Consider the following 24,487-nt stretch of genomic DNA (forward strand, 5'->3'; position numbering starts at 1 on the left):
GTAATAAGCTACTACGGAAGATATGGAGCAGCAACCCTTGAAGGAAGTGGCGATTAGCCAACACATAAGGCGGAGGCGCAAACACAGTGCCTGACCGTCTTATTGTCCTTCCAGGACGCGTTTCTTCCTGACATTATAGGAACGGGATGGAGGGATATTCATCATGGCTCAGTATACGCCAATGATTCAACAATATTTGCAAGTGAAGGCCGAAGCACAAGATGCTTTTCTATTTTTTAGACTGGGTGACTTCTATGAACTGTTCTTCGAGGATGCGATTAATGCTTCCCGTGAACTTGAGATCACGCTGACCGCACGCAACGGAGGCACGGATGACAAAATTCCGATGTGCGGTGTACCATATCATTCGGCTGACAATTACATACAGCGTCTGATTGAAAAAGGATATAAAGTTGCGATATGTGAACAGATGGAAGATGCAAGTGTAACCAAAGGCATGGTACGACGCGAAATTGTACGTGTGGTTACACCCGGAACGGTGATGGAAGGAAAGACGCTGGGTGACAAGTCCAACAACTACATGGTCTGTCTTACAGGTAATCAAAATACGCTGGCCCTCGCGGCCTGTGATTTGTCAACGGGTGAGTTGTATGTGACATCCGTACCCTATTCCAAGGAATGGCTCAAGGATGAAATCGGCATCTACGAACCATCGGAGCTGGTGGGGGATGCAGCGCTGCTTGAAACAGTAGAAGCCGAGGCGTCTCCAATCGGTCGTCCTGTGGTCTACACGTCGTGGACAAAGAATAAGGAAGATCTGGTCCGTCAGCAGTTTGGCGAGGCTGTCTGGGCAAGATTAGAGCCTGAACGTCAAGCGTGCATTGCACGTCTTTTCTCCTATCTGAGTGAGACACAGAAACGTTCTCTGGGGCAGTTAACTCAAATCTCAACGTATGAGCCCGATCATTACATGATCTTGGACCCGTTTACCCGCCGGAACCTGGAATTGGTGGAAACTGTGCGTGAACGCTCCAAAAAAGGTTCATTACTCTGGTTGCTTGATCGGACCGAGACGTCCATGGGTGCAAGAATGCTGCGTCGCTGGGTCGATAAGCCATTGTTACAAAAAGGGAAGATTAGTGAGCGTCTTGAAGCAGTGGATACGTTGTACAACCAGTTTATATTGCGTGAGGACCTGCGGACAGAACTTAAAGACATCTATGATCTGGAGCGTTTGGTAGGCCGGATTGCGTTTGGTAATGCGAATGGTCGTGACCTGAATGCGCTCAAGTCATCGCTGGAGAAAATTCCAGGACTTCGTCAACATTGCGCAGGATCATCTTCCGCAACATTGCAGCATATTGCCGAAACGATGGATGATTGCAATGATCTGCGTGAAGCTATCGGGCAAGCCATTGTGGACGAGCCGCCGGTATCGGTAAGGGACGGAGGTCTGATTCGTGAAGGGTATCATGAACGTCTGGATGAATTGCGTGAGGCTTCGGTTAACGGGAAGCAGTGGATTGCGGAGCTGGAAGCGCGAGAGCGTGAGGCGACAGGCATTCGATCGCTGAAGATTGGATATAACAAAGTGTTTGGTTATTATATCGAGATCACCAAGTCCAATCTGTCCGCGTTGCCAGAGGGACGTTATGAACGTAAACAGACACTTGCCAATGCAGAACGTTACATTACGCCGGAGTTGAAGGAAAAAGAGACGCTGATTCTCGAAGCTCAGGACAAAATGGTTGATATTGAGTATGGGCTGTTCGCAGAGCTGCGCGAGCGGCTAAACAAAGAAATTGCAAGATTGCAGAAGCTGGCCGAACAGGTTGCAGAGATTGATGTATATCAATCTTTTGCGGTGATTAGCGCTGAGCGTAACTTTGTACGGCCTACGCTGACCGACGGTTATGACCTGGTTTTGGAAGAAGGACGCCATCCGGTCGTCGAGGCGGTCATGCGAGATGGCGCATTTATTGCCAATCACACGGCAATGACCAAGGAAGAGGCACGTATTCTGCTGATTACCGGACCAAATATGGCTGGTAAGAGTACGTATATGCGACAGGTTGCTTTAATCTCCATTTTGGCGCAAGTGGGTTGTTTTGTACCTGCCGGTCAGGCAGAGGTGCCGATCATGGATCGCATTTTCACACGGATTGGTGCCGCGGATGATCTCATTGGCGGACAAAGCACATTCATGGTGGAGATGGCCGACATTCAGGTCATGACGGACAAAGCCACACCACGCAGTCTGATTATTATCGATGAATTGGGACGGGGAACGTCAACCAGCGAAGGTATGGCTATCGCACAGTCTGTTATTGAATATGTACATGATATCATCGGCTGTAAAGCTCTTGTATCAACTCATTTCCATGAACTTGCTCATCTGGAGGAGAGTCTGGACAAGCTGGCCAACTACTCGATGGCGGTACAGGAGAGTGGAGACAAAGTTAATTTCCTGCGCAAATTGATTGCCGGGGCAGCCAGCAGCAGTTATGGTATCTATTGTGCACGCCTTGCAGGTCTGCCTGATAGCATTATTGAGCGGGCGAATGGACTATTGCATGGGTTCGAACATGCGGCCGCGCAAGTAGCTGTGGGCAGTGAATATATCGGAAACGAGAAGCAGGAAGAAGGCTTGAAATTAAAAGGTGGAGAATTCCAGCACACGGATTCAGCATCATTGATCCGGGAACACGAGATTGAGGAGAGTGCAGAGTACACACCTTCTATTGAAGATTCGGTTGGGAAGCAACATGCTAAGAACTCAAACAGCAAAGGACAGTCCAGCGCAAACCATTCGGATGTGGTTCAACTGTCCATCTTTGGGGATGATGAGCCGAGTGTGGCAACGAAACCGGATTTAGTTGCGGTGGATAAACCAGCGCGAGAATTCATCCGTACGATGAAAGATATCGATGTCATGAATATGACGCCTCTTCAGGCGATGCAGATATTGAATGATCTCAAATTGAAGGCACAGCAATTATCCTGAGTATAAGGGAGGGGAAAACCTGTGGCGAAAATACATGTGCTTGATGAACATATTGCCAACCAGATCGCGGCGGGTGAAGTGGTCGAACGGCCTGCTTCAGTTGTCAAAGAGTTGCTCGAAAACTCGGTGGACGCAGGCGCCACCAAGATTGAAGTGACGGTGGAAGAGGGCGGACTCCTCAGTATTCGTGTCAAAGACAATGGTACAGGTATTGAGCCAGAGGACATGGAAACCGCCTTTTATCGTCATGCGACCAGCAAAATAGCCCATGGCCGAGATCTGTTTCAGATCACAAGTCTTGGATTCCGTGGCGAAGCCTTGGCGAGTATTGCCGCCGTGTCCAAGGTAGAGGTATTGTCGGCAAGTGACAATGATGGGCGGGGGCGCCGCATCGTAATTGAAGGCGGGAACCTTCGCACTCATGAAGACGCAACCTCACCTCAAGGTACAGATTTTGCAGTGAGAGAACTATTTTACAATACACCTGCCAGACTCAAATATATGAAAACGATCCAGACGGAACTGGGACATATATCAGATGTCCTTTACCGGATGGCGATGTCTCATCCAAACATTTCGTTCCGACTGCGCCATAATGAGAATGTGTTGCTTCAGACGTTGGGCAACGGCGATCTGCTACAAGTGGTTGCAGCGATCTATGGGACAAGTGCTGCCAAAGCGATGCTTCCCATCCAGGGAGAAAGTCTGGATTACCGGGTGAGCGGGCTGATCAGCCTGCCAGAATGGACACGAGCGAATCGTAATGGTATGTCAACGATTGTTAATGGGAGATTTGTTCGCAATTACGGTCTCAATCAGGCGATTCTCAAAGCCTACCATACCTTGCTGCCCATCAATCGCTTCCCACTTGTCGTGGTGCAGTTGGAGATGCACCCCTCTCTTGTGGATGTGAACGTGCATCCGGCCAAGTTGGAGGTTCGCTTCAGCAAGGAACCAGAACTGTATGAATTTATAGAGACGACGTTGCGGGGTATACTCCGGCAGGAGGTATTAATTCCACAGGTCAAAAAACAGCAGATTCGACGTGGGGACGATAGCTCCTTTATTCAGGAGCAATTCCTCTTTCCGCGTGGTCCGCTGAAAGATGCATCTGATGCAGAAGGATATGGTCAACAGGGTCCACTAGGAAAACCTACTGCTGCACAGCTGAAGTTAACTACGGAAGATGATGATCTGGATTTGGATGCTCCGGCGGATGTGTCCACAGCACAGCCGGTATCTGAACAGGGTCACTCAGTGCCGTTGCCCGAAGCTCCACCTGAGATTACACAGCCCCCGGAGCAGTTAGAAAGTTGGAACGGGGATATTTTGCAGAAGATTGCTAGTTATGACGGGGGGCAGACATCCGCTAACGTGCAAGAAGGCACTAAGGATGTAAGTACAAATTTAAGTTCAAGTACAAGTACTACCGAAACTGTTCCCAAATCTGACCTCTCTTCTCAAGATGGTGGAGGGCGTGGAACAACAGAGAAACCGTTGGCTGAAGGTAAACTAGCTACGTATCGCTCCGAATCCGTAAATTCACCGGTTAGGGAAGCTCGGTCAACCTACAACCCGTCTTCGATTGCAAGAGGGGAACGGACGTGGAAAACCTCAGGTCTGCCTGATGCCACTAAACTTGCAGCTGCCATTAAATCAGATGCATCCATGCCTGAATTTCCGGAGCTGAGTCTGATCGGACAGCATCATGGTACGTATTTGATTGCGCAAAATGATCAAGGTTTATATTTGATTGATCAGCATGCCGCTCATGAACGCGTGAATTATGAGTACTATTACGAGAAATTTGGTAACCCTGCCCAGGCCTCACAAGAGTTACTGCTGCCTATTACGCTCGAATTTACACCTTCGGAGACGGAAAAGCTGAAAACAAGGCTGGCCTGGTTCGAACAGGCGGGGGTATATTTGGAGCATTTCGGTGGACAGACGTTCCGTGTGCGCTCCCACCCGTTCTGGTTCCCCAAAGGGGACGAGAAAGACATTATCGAAGAAATGTCCGAATGGGTTCTTAGCGAACGCAGCATAGATGTGGCCAAGATGCGGGAAGCTGCATCAATCATGTGCTCCTGCAAGGCATCCATCAAAGCTAACCAGAAGCTGACGGATCAGGAGGCAGAGGTGCTGATTCAGCGTCTGGGTTCATGTCGACAGCCCTATACGTGTCCACATGGGCGGCCAATTGTGGTTTCATTTTCAACATATGATCTGGAAAAATTGTTCAAACGTGTTATGTAGCTATTTAGGAGGAATCTATGTATATTACAACCGGTGAAAAGGAAGCGGCTTTACTTGTGGAGCGTGCCCGAAACCTTGCTGAAACAACAGGGGGTACTTACGTGCGCCGTAATAAAATGTCTCTGCCCACGATGATTGAACACTATGAGGCGGAGGAAGTTCTGGTTGTACTCCATGGTAAAGTGCGTCTATTTCGGAAGGATTCACCGTTGCTGGAGTTCCACCCCAGCATGGGATTTGTTCGTGCCAAACGTATATTGCGAGGAGAACCTGATCCACTGCTGGAGGCGGGGGCGGTGAATGAAGGGGATACCATCATCGATTGTACAGCCGGACTGGGCACGGATGCACTGGTGTTCTCGGTTGCAGTGGGTAAAAGTGGACGGGTGATTGCATGTGAGAGCTCTCTTCCGCTATATACACTATTAGTGGAGGGGATGTCTCAATATGAGACGATTAAGCCAGCGGTAAATGAAGCTTTCCGGCGTATTGAGCTGCATCATGCGAATCATCTCGATTTGCTTCGATCGTTGCCGGATCGAAGCTGCGACACCGTATATTTTGACCCCATGTTCCGTGAACCAATGATGGATTCAAGTGCTATACAGCCCTTGCGAGATTATGCAAATGCTCACGCGCTGGATAAACAGAGCATTATGGAAGCAAAACGGGTTGCCCGTAAACGGGTAGTCATGAAAGAAAAGCGCGGCAGCGCGGAGTTTGACAGGCTCGGATTTGAAATACTTGATCGGGCGAATGCAAAAACCCTGTACGGAGTGATTAATGTTGAAAGTGGAAGTTAAACCAAAACTGCTTGTGTTGGTTGGACCAACAGCAGTAGGCAAAACAAGAATGAGCATCGAGCTTGCCCAAGCTTTCAATTGTGAGATTATCTCAGGAGATTCGATGCAGGTATATCGTGAAATGGATATCGGAACTGCCAAGATTACCTCTGAAGAAATGAAGGGTGTACCCCATCATCTCATTGATATCCATGAACCGGAATATCCGTATTCTGTGGCCGAGTTTCAGGAGAGTTGCACACGATTGATTAGTGAAATCCATGAACGCGGTAAAATGCCTTTTATTGTTGGTGGCACCGGTCTGTATGTGGAATCGGTATGTTACGGCTTCCAATTTTCGGATAGCGGTTCAGATGAAGCGTTCAGAGAGCAACAATTCAGCTATGCTGAGCTAAATGGAGCTCAGGCCCTTCATGATCGACTGAGGGAAGTTGATCCCGTTAGTGCGGATCGTCTGCATCCGAATGACCAACGGCGAATTGTACGTGCGCTTGAGATCCATCATCTCACAGGAGAGAAGTGGTCTGATCAGCTGGCAGTACAGAAGAAAGAGTCGCCTTATGACCTTCTTATTGTTGGTTTGACAATGGATCGGCAGAAGTTGTACGCCCGGGTAGAAGAGCGGATTGATCTGATGATTGAACAAGGTCTGGTGGATGAAGTGAAGTCCCTGTTGGGACGTGGAGTGGCCAGAGGTCATATTTCCATGCAAGGGCTGGGGTATAAGGAGATTGCAGCGTTTCTGCAAGGGGAAGTGAGTTGGGAAGCTGCGGTTGAGTGGTTGAAGAGGGATACACGTCGGTTTGCCAAACGGCAGCTTTCCTGGTTCCGCCATATGAAGGATATTGAATGGGTGGACATGACGGATACCCAGGATTTTGAAGGGAAATACAAGCAGATAAGTGAATTGATTACACAAAAATTTGATTGATTTGAGCGATTGTTAGTATTCTTCTGACAGGCATCGATTAGATCAAGATATGTAAACCTCTACCTTCTGGTCATCAAAAGGATAGAGGTTTTTATTTATCACTAGAACAGATGGTAGAGATTAAGTATTCGGCAAACAACGAATAAATGTGCTTTAAAATGAAGAATTTGTCCCTCTTTTGCAAAACAGACAAGCGGTGTATAATGGATAAGTCTTCTATTTGTTCACCTCGCCAAGAATGGGGGTAAAATAGCAGACAAGGGGTTTTTGTGGATTATATGAAACTGTTCATGATATAATAGCACGAAAGCTACTCAGCGATATTGAATATTACTTGAACACGAATTCAAATGAACCAATGGGGGTACGGCTAATGAACAAGTCCATCAACATCCAAGATACGTTCTTGAACCAACTGCGGAAAGAAAATATTCCTGCTACGGTCTATCTGACCAACGGCTTCCAAATCCGCGGGACGATCAAGGCATTTGACAATTTTACGATCGTCATTGACAGCGACGGACGCCAGCAAATGGTCTACAAGCATGCCATCTCCACGTTCACGCCGCAACGCAGCGTATCGCTGATGCAGCAAGATAACAGCGGCGAAGCTTAAAAAAATTACGAAACCTTTTCACCAACCATTTCGTCTACAAGTATAGGTATTGAAACAGAGCAACCTGAATAAAGGGTTGTTCTTTTCATTCCGGGCGAAAAATGTTTAATATATGCCTGAGCCTACAGACGATTAGAAATTATGCAACCGAAAGGGAGTCAGGAGGTAACATGCCAAACGATCCGTTGTCGAGGTCTAACAATCGCAACAACAATAATAAGTCACCCAAAAAAGCGAAGCCAAAGACCTCTAAAAAGAAAAAAATTACGGGTAAACGTGTTGGATGGACACTGTTTTTCACAATGGCAATCGCCATATTCTGTGCACTTGGCGGATATTTATTTATTATGGTGAGTGGTGAAAATCTGCTCAAAGCCAATAAGGACAAAACCACAATTAATGAAACTTCAAAAGTATATGATCGCAATGGCCAATTAATGGGGGAACTATCCATTCAGAAGCTGGAACCCGTCAAAGAAGATGATATTCCTGAGCTGGTGAAGCAAGCCTTTGTTGCGACCGAGGATAAACGATTCTACGATCACCAAGGCGTGGATATCTGGTCCATTGGGCGTGCAGCGGTTAAGGATGTCATGGCTCGTTCCATGGTGGAAGGTGGTAGTACACTAACCCAACAGCTTGCCAAGAACATGTTCTTGTCCCGTGACAAAACGTTCTTCCGTAAAGCAACGGAAGTATCGATTGCCATGGCATTAGAGCGCAAGTACACAAAAGACGAAATCCTGACGATGTATCTGAACCGGATTTTCTTCGGTCATCAGCGTTACGGGATTAAAGCGGCATCTGAATTTTACTTTGGAGAAAAAGATCTGAATAAACTTGAATTGTGGGAAATTGCCACACTCGCAGCGATGCCCAAGGGGCCTTCTGCCTACAATCCGGTGAGCAATCCGAACGATTCCAAGGCACGTCGTGGCGTTGTTCTCCAGCTAATGCATGATCAAGGCTACATTACGAAGGAAGAGATGGATAAAGCTAAAGAGGTAGATTATAACTACAAGCGACCAGAGAAAGACAGGAAGTACCAAGGTTTTATAGATTATGTGCTCCGTGAAGCTGAACGTGTAACAGGCAAAACGGAAGATGATCTAAATATCGGTGGATACAAAATCTATACAACTATGGATGCTCAGGCTCAAACAGCCATGGAAACGGCCTTCACAGATGATAGTCTGTTCGAAGCAAGTAAAGACGATCAACAGGTCCAAGGCTCCATGGTTATCATGAACCACGAGAATGGCAGTCTCGTTGCCCTCCTGGGTGGACGGGATTATCAGACTAAAGGTTATAGCCGTGTAACGCAGAGTCGAAGACAACCAGGTTCAGCTTTTAAACCGATTGTGTCTTATGCACCGGCGCTTGAATCAGGAAATTACAGTGCCAACTCGTCGCTGAGTAATGCGAAGCAATGTTTTGGTAACTACTGTCCTGGTAACTTGCATGGATATTCTTCAACGATCAGTATGACGGAAGCCATTACGAAGTCGGAAAATATTCCTGCGGTTTGGCTGCTTGATAAAATAGGTGTTAACACAGGCATTAATTTTGCCAAGAGTGTAGGCATACAGCTGACAGATGAAGACAAAAACTTGGCGATTGCCCTCGGTGGTCTAAGTAAAGGTACAAATACACTGGAAATGGCGCAAGCCTATAGTGCATTTGCCAACCTCGGAGAATACCGACAAGCCTATGCGATTAAAGAAATCAAGGATAGCGCAGGCAAAACCACTTATAAACATGATAACTCGGACACAACGCGTGTCATGAGTGAGCAAAATGCGTATCAGCTTACACAGATGCTGCAGAACGTCGTTAATGACGGTACGGGACGTTCAGCACGTCTGGATCGTCCGGTAGCGGGTAAAACAGGAACAGTTCAAAGTGGTATCTCTGGCAATAGTGCCAACCGTGATGTATGGTTTGTTGGATACACCCCGGAATGGACTGCCGCTGTCTGGATGGGCTATGACAATCCGGATGCCAATCATATGCTTAAGAACAGCAGTAAGTTGTCGGCAGCTTTCTTTGCCAAAGTCATGGGAGATGCTTTAAAAGGCGTTCCAGTGAAGCAATTCAAAGCACCAGCTGGAGGGCAGGCACCTCCGCCAGTAGAAGAACCAGAACAGCCGGCTCTGTCCGTTAGTGGGCTGAGTGGATCATACGATCCAAATGCACAAACCGTCTCCCTAAGTTGGACTGGAACGGGTGACGCGAGTACGCAATATCGGATTTATCGTAAAGAAACCTCCGAAGCCCAGTTCACGCATCTTATTGATGCAATAGGATCGACTAGTGCACAAGATTTAAGTGCGTTGCCTGGTCTAACCTATGAATACTATGTGACAGCTTACGACTTGGCATCAGGACTTGAGACGGATCCTTCCAACACCATCTCCTTGATGATTGAAGCGCAGGAAGTGCCGCCGGAGGAACCTGATCCTGGTGTAGACCCTGGAACAGAGATAGATCCTGAGCAGCCAGGTACGGAGAATCCGGACAATGGTACACCGGATAATGGCAACTCGAACGGTAATAACGGTAATGGAAATGAAAATGGCAACAACGGAAATGGTAATGGTAATAACGGAAACAATGGCAACGGTGGTAATAACGGCGGAAACGGTCAACCTGGGGAAGGCAATACGACCCCACCTGGTCAGGGCACAACAGATCCTGGCGGAAATGGTGAAGGTCCCGATGATGGGGGCGTAACAACGCCGGGCGAAGTTGTAACTCCGGACAGCGGAACAAGTGGGGATACTGGAGGGACAGATGCACCTGCAGATTCCCAAGCTGGCACCGGCGGCTAAGCCAATGAATCACTAAATAGCTACATTGAAAAACTGCTTCCCGGGAAACCGGTGAAGCAGTTTTTTGTGTTATACAGAACCAACTGTAATGGAAGCTGATTTGATGAATAGGTGGGACAAAGCTTGATTTTGAGTGTAAACCTTAAATATGGTAAGCTGTAACTATTCGTAATACGTTGTGCAAGGGCGGACCCAGAGCGCTGGAATCCATCAGGCGGACGTTATTACATTGTTCACCAATAACATCAGAGCAGGTCACGGACCTGTAGTCGGCAAAGAGGGGTTCGTATGAAACGGAAATTCGGGGATCGCGCGAACTGGCGCCGGATTACGAACCGACAATTCACATGCCGGTTCGTTCAATCCAAAATTTTCACAGGTTATATTACGTTGTACACCATACAGGATTTGAAAGAACCTCTGTGGAAAACATATGGAGGCAGTACCTTCTGTATCGCAGATAAAGGTTATTCCTGGCTGCAATACTATCCGAAGGGAGAGCACTTTGTTGTTACGGCGATGTTTGACGATCAGGAACGGATTGTAGAGTGGTACATTGATACATGTCGTAGTCAGGGGATAACCGATCAGGGTGTTCCTTGGTTTGATGACCTGTATCTGGATGTCGTTGTACTGAAAGATGGAGAAGTATTTTTGCTGGATGAAGATGAGCTTGAAGATGCACTGTCACGGAAACATATTACAACGGGTGATTATGACCTGGCGAACAAGACGGCTAAGGAACTGCTGCATGCCATTGATGCACATGTATTCCCATACTTTCAGTTATCACTGAAGCATAGGCAGAGTTTGTTTGAGAACGGAGAGTTTCGAAAAAACATTCAGATTTGAGACATCTACTTATCCGTAGAATTCTTCATGATCCTTCTAATATTGGAGCACCTGATAGAATACATTAATAATCAGGATAGTTCAGCCCGATAAAATAGAGGTGATGGCGAATGAACGGACGGGTCATGGCTGCAGGAGAGCAACCAGGAGGCAGACCATCCAGACAAATTAATATTGTGTTGCGTAACCAGGAACCTCAGACGTTGGTCAAAGATGAAGCAGCGGCAGTACAGGCAGCCAAGAGTATAACCAAACATGCGCACTTCCAGGAGATACAGGGTGAATTGGAGCAACTGGTTGGACTTGAAAATATCAAAGACTTGGTGTTTGAGATCTATGCTTTCCTACAGATTGCTCAGATGCGTACTGAAGCAGGCTTACTTAGTGGTGCGCACGTGTATCATATGATCTTCAAAGGCAATCCCGGAACCGGTAAGACCACCGTGGCGAGGATCGTTGCCAAACTCTTTCAGAAGATGGGTGTGTTGAGTAAAGGTCATCTTATTGAAGTAGAGCGTGCGGATCTGGTTGGAGAATATATCGGTCACACGGCGCAGAAAACAAGAGATCTGGTTAAGAAGGCTCTCGGTGGAATATTGTTCATTGATGAAGCTTACAGTTTGGCCCGCGGGGGAGAGAAGGATTTTGGCAAGGAAGCAATCGATACGCTTGTAAAATCAATGGAAGATAACAAAAATCAGTTTATTCTCATATTGGCTGGTTATTCAGATGAGATTGATTTTTTTCTTCAGACCAATCCCGGATTACCTTCCCGCTTTCCCATTCAAGTGGAGTTTCCAGACTATAGCATTGATCAGTTGATTCAAATCTCTGAGATTATGGCCAAAGAGCGTGACTATATTCTAATGCCACAGACCATACTCAAGCTAAAGCAGCATTTGCTTCAGGAGAAAAATGATTCGCTGCATGCGTTCAGTAACGCCAGATACGTTCGTAATGCCATTGAGCGTTCGATCAGGCATCAGGCAGTTCGTTTGTTGGAACAATACTCGGAAGGCAGTCCAGGAAAACTGGAGCTGATGACAATCCGTACAGAGGATTTGAACTTTGAGCGAAAGTAAGCGATAATATAGTTTTTACACCAGCCGGCCGGGCCAACCGGTTCGGCTTAAGGCATGCCATGGCATATTCGTGGCAATGTATATCAACGGATTAATTTAGTAATTAGAGGGAGTGAACATATACATGACAAATGGCACGCATGATACAGATATGGTCAAAAAAGATCGCGCCGTCTTGGTGAGTCTTGTTACGGATGATGTAAAACGCACAGGTATCAACCCTGAGTACTCTTTAGAGGAACTGGTGAAACTTGCCGAGACAGCTGGAGTGGAAGTGCTAAGTGTACTTTCTCAGAACAGGGAAAAACGTGATACCAAATGGTTCATTGGTAAAGGTAAGGTGGAAGAGCTCCGTGCGATTGCAGAGGAACTGGGAGCAACTACGGCTATTTTTGATCAGGAATTGTCAGGTGCACAGGTTCGTAATCTGGAAGAAACACTCGACCTCAAAATTATTGACCGTACCCAATTGATTTTGGACATCTTTGCACAACGTGCCAACACTAGAGAAGGTATTATTCAAGTGGAATTGGCTCAACATAGTTACTTGCTACCACGTTTGTCGGGTCATGGTAAGAACCTGTCCAGACTCGGGGGAGGAATCGGGACAAGAGGCCCAGGTGAAAGCAAACTGGAGACAGACCGCCGTCACATTCGTGGTCGTATCGATGATCTGAAGCGTCATCTGGAAGAATTGACTCGTCATCGTAAATTGCATCGTGAACGCCGTAAAAAAACAGGTATTGTTCAGGTAGCCCTTGTTGGTTATACCAATGCTGGCAAATCAACCTTGCTCAAGCAGTTGACGGCTGCAGATGTGTATATTCAAGATCAGCTATTCGCTACATTGGATCCCACATCACGTACGATGGAACTTCCGAGTGGAAAAGAAATCGTCCTTACCGACACGGTTGGATTTATTCAAAATCTACCGCATGATCTGATTGCAGCATTCCGTGCAACACTGGAGGAAGTGAATGAAGCAGACCTGATCCTGCATGTTGTGGACGCCTCATCAGCTATGCGTGAAGATCAGATGCGGACGGTTAATACAATTTTGCAAGAACTTGGTTCAGGGGACAAGCCGCAGTTAGTCCTGTATAACAAAAAAGATGCGTGCACACCAGAGCAGCTTGAGATGCTTCCATTGGATAAAGACCATATTAAAGTAAGCGCATTAGACGCGGAGGATCTGCTTAAAATCCGTGAATTCATTCAGACAGAGCTGACAGGTGATACGAAGCGCTTCCGTATTCCGGCAGAACGTGGTGATCTTACGTCGGTACTCTATAAAATTGGTGATGTAGTGGATACCAGCTTTGAAGAGAATGATGTGATTTATGAAGTTGAATTGCAAAAAGGTGAATATGAGAAATTTGGTTATATGCTTGAAGAATTCATTGAATTGTAATATTCATGACATATTGATGTGATAAGTTACACGATAATGGATATTCGACGTCAGATTCGTGCTATGAAGGGGAATGAAGTAAGATGGTAAGCTTTGATTCAGAAATATCTGAACTTCAACGTCAAGTGGAGCGTCAGATTGAAGGACAACTGCAACAGATTGATCGGATCACAGATCACAATCAATGGAAGGTGATTCATGCTTTCCAACAGCGAAAAGTAAGTGATTTTCACTTTGCAGGTTCAACAGGTTATGCCTATAACGATCGTGGCCGTGAAGTGCTTGATGAAGTATATGCTGATGTTTTCGGCGCGGAAGCCGCGTTGGTGCGTCCTCATTTTGCTTCAGGTACTCATACGATTAGTACAGCTCTCTTTGGAGTTTTGCGTCCAGGTGACGAATTATTGTACATCACGGGTAAGCCTTACGACACATTGCATAAAGTTATTGGCGAACCCGGTGATGGTACAGGTTCATTACGCGATTTTGGCATCGGTTACCGTGAGACGGCCTTAACTGATGAAGGTGGAGTGGACTGGGCAGCAGTTGAAAAAAGCATTACACCGGCTACAAAAGTCATTGGGATTCAACGTTCACGTGGTTATGACTGGCGCTCATCCTTCTGTGTTGCTGAGATTGCTGACATGGTTACGCGTGTTAAAGAGCTTAAGGAAGATGTCATCGTATTCGTAGACAATTGTTACGGTGAATTCACGGAGGAACGTGAACCGACAGAAGTCGGAGTTGATCTGATGGCCGGATCACTGATCAAGAATCCTGGTGGAGGCATTGCGGAAACCGGTGGATACATATGTGGGAAGGAACAATACGTACAGTTGGCAGCTTATCGTCTGACAGCCCCTGGAATTGGGGGAGAGGTGGGAGCAATGCTGGGGACAACACGTGGCATCTACCAAGGACTTTACATGGCACCGACAATTGTAGGACAAGCTATCAAAGGAAGTACGTTTGCTGCTGCGATGTTTGCTGAATCCGGATTTGTAACCAAACCCGCCTGGAATGAAGCTCGCACAGATCTGATCCAGGCTGTTAAGTTTAGCTCTGCCGAGCATCTGATCGCCTTCGTGCAGGGGATTCAGCGTGCAGCAGCTGTGGATAGTCATGTGGTTCCTGAACCGTGGGATATGCCTGGTTATGAGCACCCTGTCATTATGGCGGCAGGTACGTTCATACAGGGTGGAAGTCTGGAATTATCAGCCGATGCGCCTATTCGGGAGCCGTATATCGGGTATATGCAAGGCGGATTAACGTACTCTCATGTCAAATATGGCGTTTTGATGGCGTTACAGACTATGAAAGATCGTAAATTATTGTGAGTTTATCTAACACGTCATTGACACTTGGTAATAACTAAATGTACAATAGGGTGAAGAATAGATGACTGGAAGGTTGATGAACATGGGTGATGAAATCCGCAGAAATATGGCCTTATTCCCAATTGGTATTGTAATGAAACTTACGGATCTGTCTGCACGTCAGATTCGTTACTATGAGCAGCACAGCTTGATCGTTCCTGCGAGAACGTCAGGTAATCAACGGTTATTCTCTTTTAATGACGTAGAGAGATTGCTAGAGATCAAGGCTTTGATTGAAAAAGGAGTTAACATCGCGGGCATCAAACAAGTGATGAATCCTGTTTCAAAAGAATCCGAGGAAGCTACAGTTATCACGCCAGATACTGAAGTTAAACGCAGAGAGCTGTCCGATACGCAGTTGCACCGCTTGCTGAAGCAGCAGCTTGTATCAGGTAAGAGACCAGGACAAGTATCTCTCATTCAGGGAGAGCTTTCCCGATTCTTTAATAAAAACTAAATTCGCATAACTTGGCGAGTGAGGGGAAAACATGGACTTTTGGTGTGAGACTCCTTGACCCGTGGAACTTTCTAATGTACAAATATAACAGGCAAGCCAAATACGAAGATAAGAAAGGGAGAGGTTATAGTGAGTTATACAAAAGAAGACATTCTCCGCATTTCGAAAGAAGAAAACGTACGATTCATTCGATTGCAATTTACTGATTTGCTTGGAGCTATCAAAAACGTTGAGATTCCTGTGAGTCAGTTGACTAAGGCTCTGGATAACAAGATGATGTTCGATGGATCTTCCATTGAAGGTTATGTACGTATTGAAGAGTCCGACATGTACCTCTATCCAGATCTAGATTCTTGGCTTATTTTCCCATGGGTTGCAGAGAACCGTGTTGCACGTCTGATTTGCGACGTATATCTTCCGGATGGTAATCCGTTCCCAGGAGATCCACGTGGTATCTTGAAACGTAACCTGAAGGAAGCCCAAGATATGGGATTCACTTCCTTCAACGTTGGTCCTGAACCCGAGTTCTTCTTGTTCAAAACAGACGAAAAAGGAAACCCGACTAACGAACTGAATGACCAAGGTGGTTATTTCGACCTTGCGCCTACGGATCTTGGTGAAAACTGTCGTCGTGACATCGTTATCACACTTGAAGAAATGGGCTTTGAGATCGAAGCTTCCCACCATGAGGTAGCTCCAGGTCAGCATGAGATCGACTTCAAATATGCTGATGCTCTGAAAGCTGCTGACCAGATCCAAACGTTCAAACTCGTTGTTAAAACGATTGCACGTCAGCATGGTTTACATGCTACATTCATGCCGAAACCACTGTTTGGTATGAACGGATCTGGTATGCACTGTAACCAATCCTTGTTCAAAGGCAATGAGAACGCATTTGTTGATGAGTCGGACGAGTTGGGTCTGAGCAAAACTGCTCGTCACTTCATGGCTGGAACTCTGAAGCACGCACGTGCGTTTGCAGCAATTACTAACCCAACTGTGAACTCATACAAACGTCTTGTACCAGGTTATGAAGCACCTTGTTATGTAGCATGGTCTGCTAGTAACCGTAGCCCAATGATTCGTATTCCAGCTTCCCGTGGTCTGAGTACACGTGTTGAGGTTCGTAACCCGGATCCGGCTGCTAACCCTTACCTGGCTTTGTCTGTTCTGTTGAAAGCAGGTCTGGACGGAATCAAACGTGAGCTTTCCTTACCAACTCCAATTGACCGTAACATCTACATCATGTCAGAAGAAGAGCGTGTGGAAGAAGGCATTCCAAGCTTGCCAGCTGACCTGAAAGAAGCATTGAATGAATTGATCCGCAGCGAAGTCATCTGTGATGCTCTCGGCGACCACGCCTTGGCTCACTTCTATGAGCTGAAAGAAATTGAGTGGGATATGTACCGTACACAAGTCCACCAATGGGAACGCGATCAATATATTACGTTGTACTAATCGAAAAAACCTTGTAACTACGGGGTTTTGAAGGAATGAACCGGGGGACGTTTTGAGGGAATTGCACTTCTATTGAGGTTGCGTCCCCCAAACGTCCCTCGGTTTTTGATTTTCTGATCCAACAATGTTGGCGGTATACTGATCAATATTGCGTTGCTCTAACTTTTTGGAGATGTGAGCATATATATCAGAGGTGATCTGCACACTTCCATGACCAAGCTGTTCTTGAACAAATTTTATGTCTTCACCGGCTTCAAGCATGGGTACAGCATAGGTGTGTGGAAGAGAATGGATTTCAAGATCTTCATTTAACTCTGCACGCTTTATAATCCTCTGGAAAGCATTGAAGAGGGTAGACTTTGGCATGTGGTTTCCGTCGTTTCGACACAACACTAAATTTTGATCATGCCTTTACATGGATTCTCCTAGGTTAATTTTATTTTTTGGTTTTGCTAAGTGGCGTGATATCTCAAATCATTGATTAAGCTAGCGCTTACAGTAATTGTGCGCGTGGATCTGAAGGTTTGGTATCTCCAAATAGCTCATCATCATTTTCTGCCTGAAAATCAAGCGTTTCATCAATGTGTATCTTTTTTTCTTTGAAGTTAATATCAGACCATTTTAAAGCAGCTGCTTCACCTTTTCTCATACCTGTTTCAAGAAGAAGCTTAAAGAAAATTCAATAGATATATCCATATCCTCTAGCTGCATGTAGAAAAATAGCAATGTCCTCCGAATCAATGGTATTATCCCCTCAAGGTAGACAGTGAAAAAAGAGATCATGTTAAAATGAACTCAACACTGAAAACAGGAGGGGATTTTTGTTATGCCAGCGAGCCAAACTTTTAATCAATATAGTGAAGAAACGAAGAAAGAAGTTGTTCGTCTGCGATTGGAAGAGGGTTAGACATACAGTCGGATCATGGAGAAGTTTGGTATTTAGAGTGATGGCCAGATTATTACTTGGGTACGGAAAAGCCAAAATGGAGAGAGTTTTGAGGATTAACGAGGACGTTGGACGAAGAAGCATTTTAGCAGTGCAGAAGAAGAAAATGCTTATCTGAAAGCGCAGGTAGAATATCTAAAAAAGCTCAATCCAAATTTGCACGGAGAGGGAAGCTGGATTTCGAAGCCCTGTGCCAGTCCGTTCGAGAAATAAGTAAGTGGGCATCTGTGGTTTGGTTGTGTAAAACTGCTGAAATTTCTCGTACGGGTTACTACAAATGGAAGAAGAATATCATCCTCAGAGAGAAACGAGCGGATCGGGATGCGGATCTAAAAGCACATATTTTAGGCATTCATCGGCTTCGTCCTTATTTCGGCTACAAACGTATGCGAACCGCGTCAGTAAAAGAAAGGCCTCGAGGTGAATCACAAAAAGGTACGTCGCTTAATGAGAGAACTCCAGATTCGTGGAGACTCTTTGGAACGCGTAGGTTAAACTTCCCATTGTACTCATCCTGTCGTCAAAGTACTATAAATAAAATGGCTCCCCTGCAGATTAAGCGGGGGAGCTTTTTGATAAAACTAATTATCAGTTTTTAGTGAATTGAATTGTATAAGGTTGGTTGTAGTTGTTGATACCATTATCCATAATTCTGAAGTAAACCTTCTCACCAGGTTTAGCGCTCATACCAACTGCCTCAGCGTATCCTGGTCCATTCCAGTTATCCATTTGAATGGACAGTATCGCACCGCTAGCATCCTTTTTAATAATACCCATAATAATATCGAAATTAGGTGGTGGGGTAGCAATAACACTAAATGTGACAACAGAAGATCCATTTGTGTTGTCTACAACATAATAATCGTTATCACTCATGCTATCTAAATACTGTGTTGCGCTAAATCCGGAAGACTGGTTAACACTTGAGTACATCACTTCTGCTGTCTCAAAGGAATCAGCCCAACCAGTTTTAGCGAATGCAGAGCCGGAACCGAATGCTAATAAACAAGCAGTTGCCATAACAGAAATAGAGAATTTTCTTAATCTTTTCATATTCAAACCTCCTAAATATACTAGAACCAATAAAATAGAGATTCTGGTTTGTGTGATTATTTGAACTTAGATGTCGAATAGCCTCTCACATATGACGGTTGGCCAACCATGGTTAAATATACCATATATAATTTAATATTGTAAATGCTTAACATGTAAAATATTAGTTCTGTGAATACTATATTGGAAATTTTCAGTAATTAAGAACTCTATTAATAACAAAAGAAAAGGCGACAGGGATAACCTGCCACCTTTGTTTATTCAAATATATTCAGTACATTGATATGGCACGGAGTAGAGCTAGTAATCTTTTCATAATAGTCTCCTTTATAGATTACTTATCATTTGCGTCACTAGCGCTAAACATGATTCCAAGAACATCAGAACCGGTAAGAGTATAACGAACGCCATTAACCTCTGTGGATTCATCAATTGTTGTCCAATCTACACCTTCATCGATGACTCCCAAATTTTTCATAATATCGCCTACGGCTGATGTAGGTATGTCAGCGTTGGTTGCCAATATAACCAATCCAATACTTATAATAATATCTGCTCCAGAGGACAGAGTACCATTTCCTTGTCCAATCATCATTACATCCCGTAACGATTCGTCTACTTTGTTTACTGAACTAGTGATGCGTATGTAATCTGTAGTCATATACTGAAATACATTTTGAGCTGGACCTTCTTTAATTTCAATCTTCTTCCTCCTGATTTAGTAATAATTAACAAAAGAAAACAGTCTATCAGACCTAGGTATATTTTTCTATAAAAATGTATGGATGTGGAAGAATGAATAGATATCGGGTACTACAAACAGATATGGATTACCTCACGGCAGCCTTAATTAAGGTCCGGGTATTCGTCTGGCATGATTTAGATGATCAAGGATACATCATTGAATATGGCTTAGGCTACAACAATAGAGCAGGAGGGATAACCTCACTGCTCTTTCGTTTTAGTTGCTTGTATACTCACTCACTTCAAACGTCAAAATTTTATCAAATATCACGTAATCTGTACGCTTGCTGAATGGACCTTTGTTGTTGCTGTATTTGTTGATACCAAATTTAGCTAGGCCAGTTCCTACATCACGAGCATCGTACCAGTTGAGGAATGCATTTACATCACTCATTGGAAGGTCGTATTCTTTTTCTAAACCACCTATCATTGATACTGTTAATATAGCGCGGTCTCCCGCTGGTTGAGGTTCTGGATTAGGAGTAGATGTGGTGGGATCTAGAAGTTCTCCATCAACGTCGATGGCATCAAAAATGAAATCAGCTTGTGGATTTAAGTTTATTAATTCTACATTATGCACTGAGTCTGTTAGACCCACTTTTTCAAAAATTAAAGATTGGTCTGTAGAAGCTGAATTATTGATACTATATGTATCAATGATTTCATTATCAATTTTCACTTGAACCTTATCTGTTCTGCTTATATGAGTCTGTGCAATGACTCTTAACTTTGTGCCTTGAAAATTAAATCTAACTGAATCGTTGTCGCTTGATTTTGTAATATATTTTACTCCGCCACCATACCATGCGACACTGCCGCTATTGCTAGTTTCCCATTCACCAGTGTAGATAAACTTACTGTTGTCATCGTCGAATCTGTTCCATCCAGCTTCTGGAGACTTTAAAGACTGTCCAAGATTAGCAGCGAAAACACTTGTCCCAAAACTTAAAACTAAAATGAATGATAATAAGATCGGTAAAACTATTTTTTTCTTCATGTTTATTCTCCTTCAGAATGTATTTGCATAAATGATAATACTTTTTCGAGAGAACCATGTATAAACAATTATGTCTATATATTCAAGTAAGTGTTAGATATAATAAAAAGAGCTTTAACGACCTCTCTAAGTCGATAAAGCTGATAACTTTCTATCCTATCTCTTTTAACAGCCCTTCACTGTTATTCCGCACATTGCCGACTTCCTTCGGCACCTCGTACGCTCGCATTTCTGAAGCTTGATATGGCTTAAGCAGACCAAGTAGTGACTGAACATCATCATTATCTCTTCCGAGCCACTCAGCCTCATCCTCAGATCGCAAGGTGATCGGCATACGATTATGGATATCCTCCATAAGACCATTTGGTTCCGTTGTAATAATGGTGTACGTACTCAATTTGTTTCCATCCGGATCTGTCCAGGTATCGTACAGGCCAGCAAGCGAGAACAAGCGGTCATCCTTCATCAAAATGCGCATTGGACGCTTTGCCGATTCTTCTTTCTTCCACTCGTAAAATCCATTTGTCGGAATGATACAACGCTTTGAACTGATCAACCTTTTAAAGGATGCCTTTTCATTCAATGTCTCAGCCCGGGCATTAATCATCTTATTACCGAACTTGTCGTTTTTGGCCCATGAAGGAACTAGTCCCCATCGGAAAGTACCCAATCGATTACCGTCTATGCTGCCAATAATTGTAGGAATGTACTTGCATAGGCGCTGCATTGTAATTAGGCTTGTAGTCAAAGCCATCAGCTATAGATGCATACTATCTGTCCATTATCGCGTCTATGGGATCTGAGATTGTGAATCTACCACACAGGATAATGCCTCATTTGAGACTCTATACTATGTAATTTTACTCAAATCTTTAAGGATAGAAACGGGTAATTTGTGGAGATGCGCATCCAATATAAAATAAAAATGCAATAAATTAGATGATTTTTATAGATCAGCAAGTTTATGTTTAGACATGATATAGAAGCGCATTGTATCTTTTAATCTGTTCAGATAACTATTTCAGGGGGAATATTCATGAAGGTAACGTTTTTGAAAAAGATAAGTTTTTTGTTTGCAGTTTTATTTTTTTATAACTGGTATAGTTTTAAACCATAATGTGAATGCAGCATCAATTGGTGAAAGTTTAACATCTCCAGACGAAGGCTGGAAAAGGTATGATGATATGGACCCGTTCATTAAATATGAAGGTGTTGGATGGAGTCATGTGACCGATGATGTAAATACTTACGGGGGATCAGGTCATTTCAATAAATTATCCGGCGCAACATCAAACGCAATTAAGTTTAAATTTTATGGAACTAAGTTGCGAATTATTGATGTCTACTGGAACAACAGAGTGAACAACGTAACTATTGAAATAGATGGGAAGATTTCTACATACAATCCAAATAATTCAGTAAATTTATATCAAGCTCTGGTTTTTGAATCTTTAAATTTACCCCTTGGTGTTCATGAAGTGAAGTTAACGACGACGAGTACAAGTAATACATTTTCGCTTGATGCCATTGATATTGATGATAACGGAAGATTAGTAGGAGAGAATGAACCTTTGTACCTGAAAGCTGTACCAGGTGACAGTCAGGTTGCTCTATCATGGGAGCAAGTTGAAGGTGCAGATAAATACACTATTAGATATGGCACTGACCCAGGTAAATACACTGAAACTGTTACAGCTACAAAAGATGTATATGGGAATTTTATCGTACCAGGGCTCATTAATGGGACGAAATACTATTTTGTAGTGAATTCTATTGTAAATGGAGTTGAGTCCGAATATTCCAATGAAGCTTCAGCAACTCCTCAAGCGCAGGTAGTTGAACCACAAGAACCAGCGGGTAATCGCGCGATCTTAGTTGTAACAATGACAACTGGCTTGGAAAAAGAGTTCGATCTGAGTATGAAAGAAGTTAATGGCTTCATCGACTGGTACGAATTAAAACAATCGGGAAGTGGAAAGGCATCTTATGCAATTAACAAGCACGATAATAACAAGGGACCATTCAAAAGTCGCAAGGATTACATCCTATTTGATCGTGTCTTGACGTTTGAAGTAAGCGAATTCTAAAAAAGTTGTTAACTAAGGCTACCGCGGTTGAATTGCGGAGCCTTTTTGCGTTATTTCTTATCATATGATATATAGTGAAACACAGGCGTATTTGTCCTGTTGCCTGTCTAGCCAGCTGGGGTAGTTGACCTAAGGTAATGCTGATTTTTTAATTAACTGTTCTAAAGTTAAATCTTTGTTATTAATCCACCACGATGCAGAAGTCTTTTTTTGGAGTGGCAACAAAGTCTCTAAGTTTTCATCTTTGTCGTGGACTTGATTTAAAAATTTGATCCTGATATCTCGTGCCCATTTAATCTGAGCTACAGAACCCTTGAGGTCTGGTATGTTATAAAGGATTTCAATTTCACTAGCTAAGTTATTTAATAATCTTCCATCTCTTTGGAGTGTTCAATCTTAACTAGGATAAACACCTCGTTTCCGATTTTATGTAGATCTATTGTATCTTTAGAAGAGCTTCTTCATGATGGCTTTATATATATTGTCGTCAACTTCAATTAAACTTTTCTTCCCGTCATTAAATTGTAAGGCAATTGTGTGAGTGCTTTTTTCTTTTGCTGAAAGCCCAGCAAGTAGACCAACAGGTCCTAGAATTAAACTTCCAACAAAACCTCTTCCAACAGCACTCACAGCATTTTTACTTCGTGTTGCATCCATCACTTCGTATTCTTCAACAGTAGTTTTATCTAGATTAATTGAAGAAAAGAATCCGGTTGATAAGCTGACTGATCCGAACATCAGTGTTAAATACTTTCCTTTGTAATCACCAGCAATAACTTGGTTCTTTGCTCCCATAATACCCCTCCATATTTTTACTTTTTCAGTTCGATTTTACTATAAAATTCTGGACTAGACTATAAAAATAAATGGCAATGTCTTTTTATTGATAAAAGAACGTATGTTCTTATATAATAATGGAGAGGTGGTTTACATGTTAACGGATTATCAAAGGAAGGTCCTTCGGATCTTATATAACTACAAAGGTGGACGGCGTAGGTTTCCTACTATCCACGAACTTACAGTCAAAACGGGTAAGCATAAACCAGATGTCATTGCTGCGGAATACATACATTGGGAAGGTAGGTCTGACACGGCTAACATATTGATACTGGAAGGATGGGAACGTGAGGGAGAACGTCCTAAGGTAGACCAAACACCACCATCTGGGAACATTGACTATTGGACTCAATATTAAGGGGGCTTGTCATGCGTAGCAGACTAAAGGATGACGGGTTGTATGAGACATCCAGGATGATTATGCCTGAACACAGAGAGGCATGGTTGGCTCAGTGTGAGCAACAGAAGAGACGTGGCAAGCCAAATTTGGACGATCAGGAAATGCAGCGAATCAGTGAAGTACTTGTTGACTCTTATAATAGAAGTAGTACGGTTGATTTGATATTATTTAACCCTTTCTTCGAGGAGCCGATATCAGAGTAGTTGTGGGATTAAACTCTGCAAGGTGTGAAATAAAGTTGATGTTAGAGGATGAGTTCCGCTGGGTTTCTTTAGCCGAAATTGTCTCTATTAATTAATGAGATTGTATCGCTTTGGAATTGAGAGCTTATACTTTATAATATCTGTATAAGCATATTATTTAATTAGGAGATTTTCGATTTAAC

20 protein-coding genes and 3 pseudogenes are annotated in these 24,487 nt (G+C 43.9%); 15 read left to right on the top strand and 8 right to left on the bottom strand.

What is annotated here, in order from left to right; translation table 11 throughout:
• The first annotated feature begins 163 nt into the window (after positions 1 to 163).
• The 12 genes from mutS (at position 164) to glnA (ending at position 17,038) form a co-directional block, all read left to right on the top strand.
• Positions 164 to 2,965: a DNA mismatch repair protein MutS gene (gene mutS / locus MKY28_RS08235; RefSeq protein ID WP_340935585.1), complete on the top strand. Its 2,802-nt coding sequence runs from the start codon at positions 164 to 166 to the stop codon at positions 2,963 to 2,965.
• A gap of 21 nt (positions 2,966 to 2,986) precedes the next feature.
• The gene (gene mutL / locus MKY28_RS08240) at positions 2,987 to 5,221 is read left to right on the top strand and encodes a DNA mismatch repair endonuclease MutL (RefSeq protein WP_340935587.1); all 2,235 of its coding nucleotides are present in this window, start codon (positions 2,987 to 2,989) and stop codon (positions 5,219 to 5,221) included.
• A gap of 17 nt (positions 5,222 to 5,238) precedes the next feature.
• Positions 5,239 to 6,024: a class I SAM-dependent methyltransferase gene (locus tag MKY28_RS08245; RefSeq protein WP_340935588.1), complete on the top strand. Its 786-nt coding sequence runs from the start codon at positions 5,239 to 5,241 to the stop codon at positions 6,022 to 6,024.
• Positions 6,005 to 6,955 carry a tRNA (adenosine(37)-N6)-dimethylallyltransferase MiaA gene (gene miaA / locus MKY28_RS08250; protein WP_340935589.1) on the top strand — a complete coding sequence of 317 codons (951 nt, stop codon included), beginning with the start codon at positions 6,005 to 6,007 and terminating at the stop codon, positions 6,953 to 6,955. The genes MKY28_RS08245 and miaA overlap by 20 nt, the downstream gene beginning before the upstream one ends.
• Before the next feature lie 373 nt (positions 6,956 to 7,328).
• Complete coding sequence (gene hfq / locus MKY28_RS08255) at positions 7,329 to 7,571, top strand: RNA chaperone Hfq (protein ID WP_017687918.1); 243 nt, start codon at positions 7,329 to 7,331, stop codon at positions 7,569 to 7,571.
• Between the two features lie 170 nt (positions 7,572 to 7,741).
• A complete protein-coding gene (locus MKY28_RS08260) occupies positions 7,742 to 10,402 on the top strand; it encodes a PBP1A family penicillin-binding protein (protein WP_340935591.1) in 2,661 nt (886 codons plus the stop codon).
• Positions 10,403 to 10,690: 288 nt separating this feature from the next.
• Positions 10,691 to 11,254: a DUF402 domain-containing protein gene (locus tag MKY28_RS08265; RefSeq protein ID WP_062835000.1), complete on the top strand. Its 564-nt coding sequence runs from the start codon at positions 10,691 to 10,693 to the stop codon at positions 11,252 to 11,254.
• A gap of 110 nt (positions 11,255 to 11,364) precedes the next feature.
• A complete protein-coding gene (locus tag MKY28_RS08270; RefSeq protein ID WP_340030600.1) occupies positions 11,365 to 12,336 on the top strand; it encodes an AAA family ATPase in 972 nt (323 codons plus the stop codon).
• Positions 12,337 to 12,460: 124 nt separating this feature from the next.
• Positions 12,461 to 13,747, top strand: a complete 1,287-nt coding sequence (gene hflX, locus MKY28_RS08275; RefSeq protein ID WP_036613565.1) for a GTPase HflX — start codon at positions 12,461 to 12,463, stop codon at positions 13,745 to 13,747.
• Positions 13,748 to 13,830: 83 nt separating this feature from the next.
• Positions 13,831 to 15,084, top strand: coding sequence for a methionine gamma-lyase family protein (locus MKY28_RS08280; RefSeq protein ID WP_036613567.1), 1,254 nt, complete (start codon positions 13,831 to 13,833; stop codon positions 15,082 to 15,084).
• Positions 15,085 to 15,166: 82 nt separating this feature from the next.
• On the top strand, positions 15,167 to 15,580 hold the full coding sequence (locus MKY28_RS08285; protein WP_017687924.1) for a MerR family transcriptional regulator: 414 nt from the start codon (positions 15,167 to 15,169) through the stop codon (positions 15,578 to 15,580).
• A gap of 129 nt (positions 15,581 to 15,709) precedes the next feature.
• A complete protein-coding gene (glnA, locus tag MKY28_RS08290; protein ID WP_036613569.1) occupies positions 15,710 to 17,038 on the top strand; it encodes a type I glutamate--ammonia ligase in 1,329 nt (442 codons plus the stop codon).
• Positions 17,039 to 17,107: 69 nt separating this feature from the next.
• On the opposite strand, the gene MKY28_RS08295 is transcribed toward glnA, so the two are convergent.
• Together MKY28_RS08295 and MKY28_RS08300 are read right to left on the bottom strand one after the other, a co-directional pair.
• On the bottom strand, positions 17,108 to 17,404 hold the full coding sequence (locus MKY28_RS08295; protein ID WP_340935594.1) for a tyrosine-type recombinase/integrase: 297 nt from the start codon (positions 17,402 to 17,404) through the stop codon (positions 17,108 to 17,110).
• Positions 17,405 to 17,531: 127 nt separating this feature from the next.
• A complete protein-coding gene (locus MKY28_RS08300; protein ID WP_256719985.1) occupies positions 17,532 to 17,687 on the bottom strand; it encodes a hypothetical protein in 156 nt (51 codons plus the stop codon).
• A 711-nt stretch (positions 17,688 to 18,398) separates the two neighbouring features.
• Here MKY28_RS08300 and MKY28_RS31695 point away from each other — a divergent pair.
• Positions 18,399 to 18,452, top strand: a pseudogene (locus tag MKY28_RS31695) (hypothetical protein); the annotation flags it as partial.
• Here MKY28_RS31695 and MKY28_RS31700 read toward each other — a convergent pair.
• From MKY28_RS31700 to MKY28_RS08320, 5 genes and pseudogenes are all read right to left on the bottom strand, one after another.
• A pseudogene (locus MKY28_RS31700) lies at positions 18,448 to 18,495 on the bottom strand (toxin-antitoxin system HicB family antitoxin); the annotation flags it as partial. The pseudogenes MKY28_RS31695 and MKY28_RS31700 sit on opposite strands and share 5 nt — an antisense overlap.
• A gap of 77 nt (positions 18,496 to 18,572) precedes the next feature.
• Complete coding sequence (locus MKY28_RS08305; RefSeq protein WP_047843417.1) at positions 18,573 to 19,037, bottom strand: hypothetical protein; 465 nt, start codon at positions 19,035 to 19,037, stop codon at positions 18,573 to 18,575.
• 334 nt (positions 19,038 to 19,371) lie between these two features.
• Positions 19,372 to 19,698 carry a hypothetical protein gene (locus MKY28_RS08310; protein WP_179087839.1) on the bottom strand — a complete coding sequence of 109 codons (327 nt, stop codon included), beginning with the start codon at positions 19,696 to 19,698 and terminating at the stop codon, positions 19,372 to 19,374.
• A gap of 300 nt (positions 19,699 to 19,998) precedes the next feature.
• Entirely contained in the window at positions 19,999 to 20,778 is a 780-nt protein-coding gene (locus MKY28_RS08315; RefSeq protein WP_340935599.1) for a bacterial surface protein, read from the bottom strand.
• A 151-nt stretch (positions 20,779 to 20,929) separates the two neighbouring features.
• A pseudogene (locus MKY28_RS08320) lies at positions 20,930 to 21,602 on the bottom strand (SOS response-associated peptidase).
• Between the two features lie 249 nt (positions 21,603 to 21,851).
• Here MKY28_RS08320 and MKY28_RS08325 point away from each other — a divergent pair.
• Entirely contained in the window at positions 21,852 to 22,865 is a 1,014-nt protein-coding gene (locus MKY28_RS08325; protein WP_340935603.1) for a fibronectin type III domain-containing protein, read from the top strand.
• A 447-nt stretch (positions 22,866 to 23,312) separates the two neighbouring features.
• Here MKY28_RS08325 and MKY28_RS08330 read toward each other — a convergent pair whose 3' ends face one another.
• Positions 23,313 to 23,660, bottom strand: coding sequence for a hypothetical protein (locus MKY28_RS08330; RefSeq protein ID WP_340935605.1), 348 nt, complete (start codon positions 23,658 to 23,660; stop codon positions 23,313 to 23,315).
• Between the two features lie 411 nt (positions 23,661 to 24,071).
• Between MKY28_RS08330 and MKY28_RS08335 the strand changes: the two genes are divergently transcribed.
• A complete protein-coding gene (locus MKY28_RS08335; protein WP_340935606.1) occupies positions 24,072 to 24,305 on the top strand; it encodes a YolD-like family protein in 234 nt (77 codons plus the stop codon).
• Positions 24,306 to 24,487 lie beyond the last annotated feature (182 nt).

The organism is Paenibacillus sp. FSL R5-0473 (assembly GCF_038004565.1).
In the GTDB taxonomy this organism is placed as follows: domain Bacteria; phylum Bacillota; class Bacilli; order Paenibacillales; family Paenibacillaceae; genus Paenibacillus; species Paenibacillus amylolyticus.

Coding starts and splice junctions, on each gene's coding strand:
- mutS (WP_340935585.1), top strand. CDS start 164: ATGGCTCAGTATACGCCAATGATTCAACAATATTTGCAAGTGAAGGCC.
- MKY28_RS08245 (WP_340935588.1), top strand. CDS start 5,239: ATGTATATTACAACCGGTGAAAAGGAAGCGGCTTTACTTGTGGAGCGT.
- miaA (WP_340935589.1), top strand. CDS start 6,005: ATGTTGAAAGTGGAAGTTAAACCAAAACTGCTTGTGTTGGTTGGACCA.
- hfq (WP_017687918.1), top strand. CDS start 7,329: ATGAACAAGTCCATCAACATCCAAGATACGTTCTTGAACCAACTGCGG.
- MKY28_RS08260 (WP_340935591.1), top strand. CDS start 7,742: ATGCCAAACGATCCGTTGTCGAGGTCTAACAATCGCAACAACAATAAT.
- MKY28_RS08265 (WP_062835000.1), top strand. CDS start 10,691: ATGAAACGGAAATTCGGGGATCGCGCGAACTGGCGCCGGATTACGAAC.
- MKY28_RS08270 (WP_340030600.1), top strand. CDS start 11,365: ATGAACGGACGGGTCATGGCTGCAGGAGAGCAACCAGGAGGCAGACCA.
- hflX (WP_036613565.1), top strand. CDS start 12,461: ATGACAAATGGCACGCATGATACAGATATGGTCAAAAAAGATCGCGCC.
- MKY28_RS08280 (WP_036613567.1), top strand. CDS start 13,831: ATGGTAAGCTTTGATTCAGAAATATCTGAACTTCAACGTCAAGTGGAG.
- MKY28_RS08285 (WP_017687924.1), top strand. CDS start 15,167: ATGGGTGATGAAATCCGCAGAAATATGGCCTTATTCCCAATTGGTATT.
- MKY28_RS08295 (WP_340935594.1), bottom strand. CDS start 17,404: ATGCCAAAGTCTACCCTCTTCAATGCTTTCCAGAGGATTATAAAGCGT.
- MKY28_RS08300 (WP_256719985.1), bottom strand. CDS start 17,687: ATGAGAAAAGGTGAAGCAGCTGCTTTAAAATGGTCTGATATTAACTTC.
- MKY28_RS08305 (WP_047843417.1), bottom strand. CDS start 19,037: ATGAAAAGATTAAGAAAATTCTCTATTTCTGTTATGGCAACTGCTTGT.
- MKY28_RS08310 (WP_179087839.1), bottom strand. CDS start 19,698: ATGACTACAGATTACATACGCATCACTAGTTCAGTAAACAAAGTAGAC.
- MKY28_RS08315 (WP_340935599.1), bottom strand. CDS start 20,778: ATGAAGAAAAAAATAGTTTTACCGATCTTATTATCATTCATTTTAGTT.
- MKY28_RS08330 (WP_340935605.1), bottom strand. CDS start 23,660: ATGGGAGCAAAGAACCAAGTTATTGCTGGTGATTACAAAGGAAAGTAT.
- MKY28_RS08335 (WP_340935606.1), top strand. CDS start 24,072: ATGCGTAGCAGACTAAAGGATGACGGGTTGTATGAGACATCCAGGATG.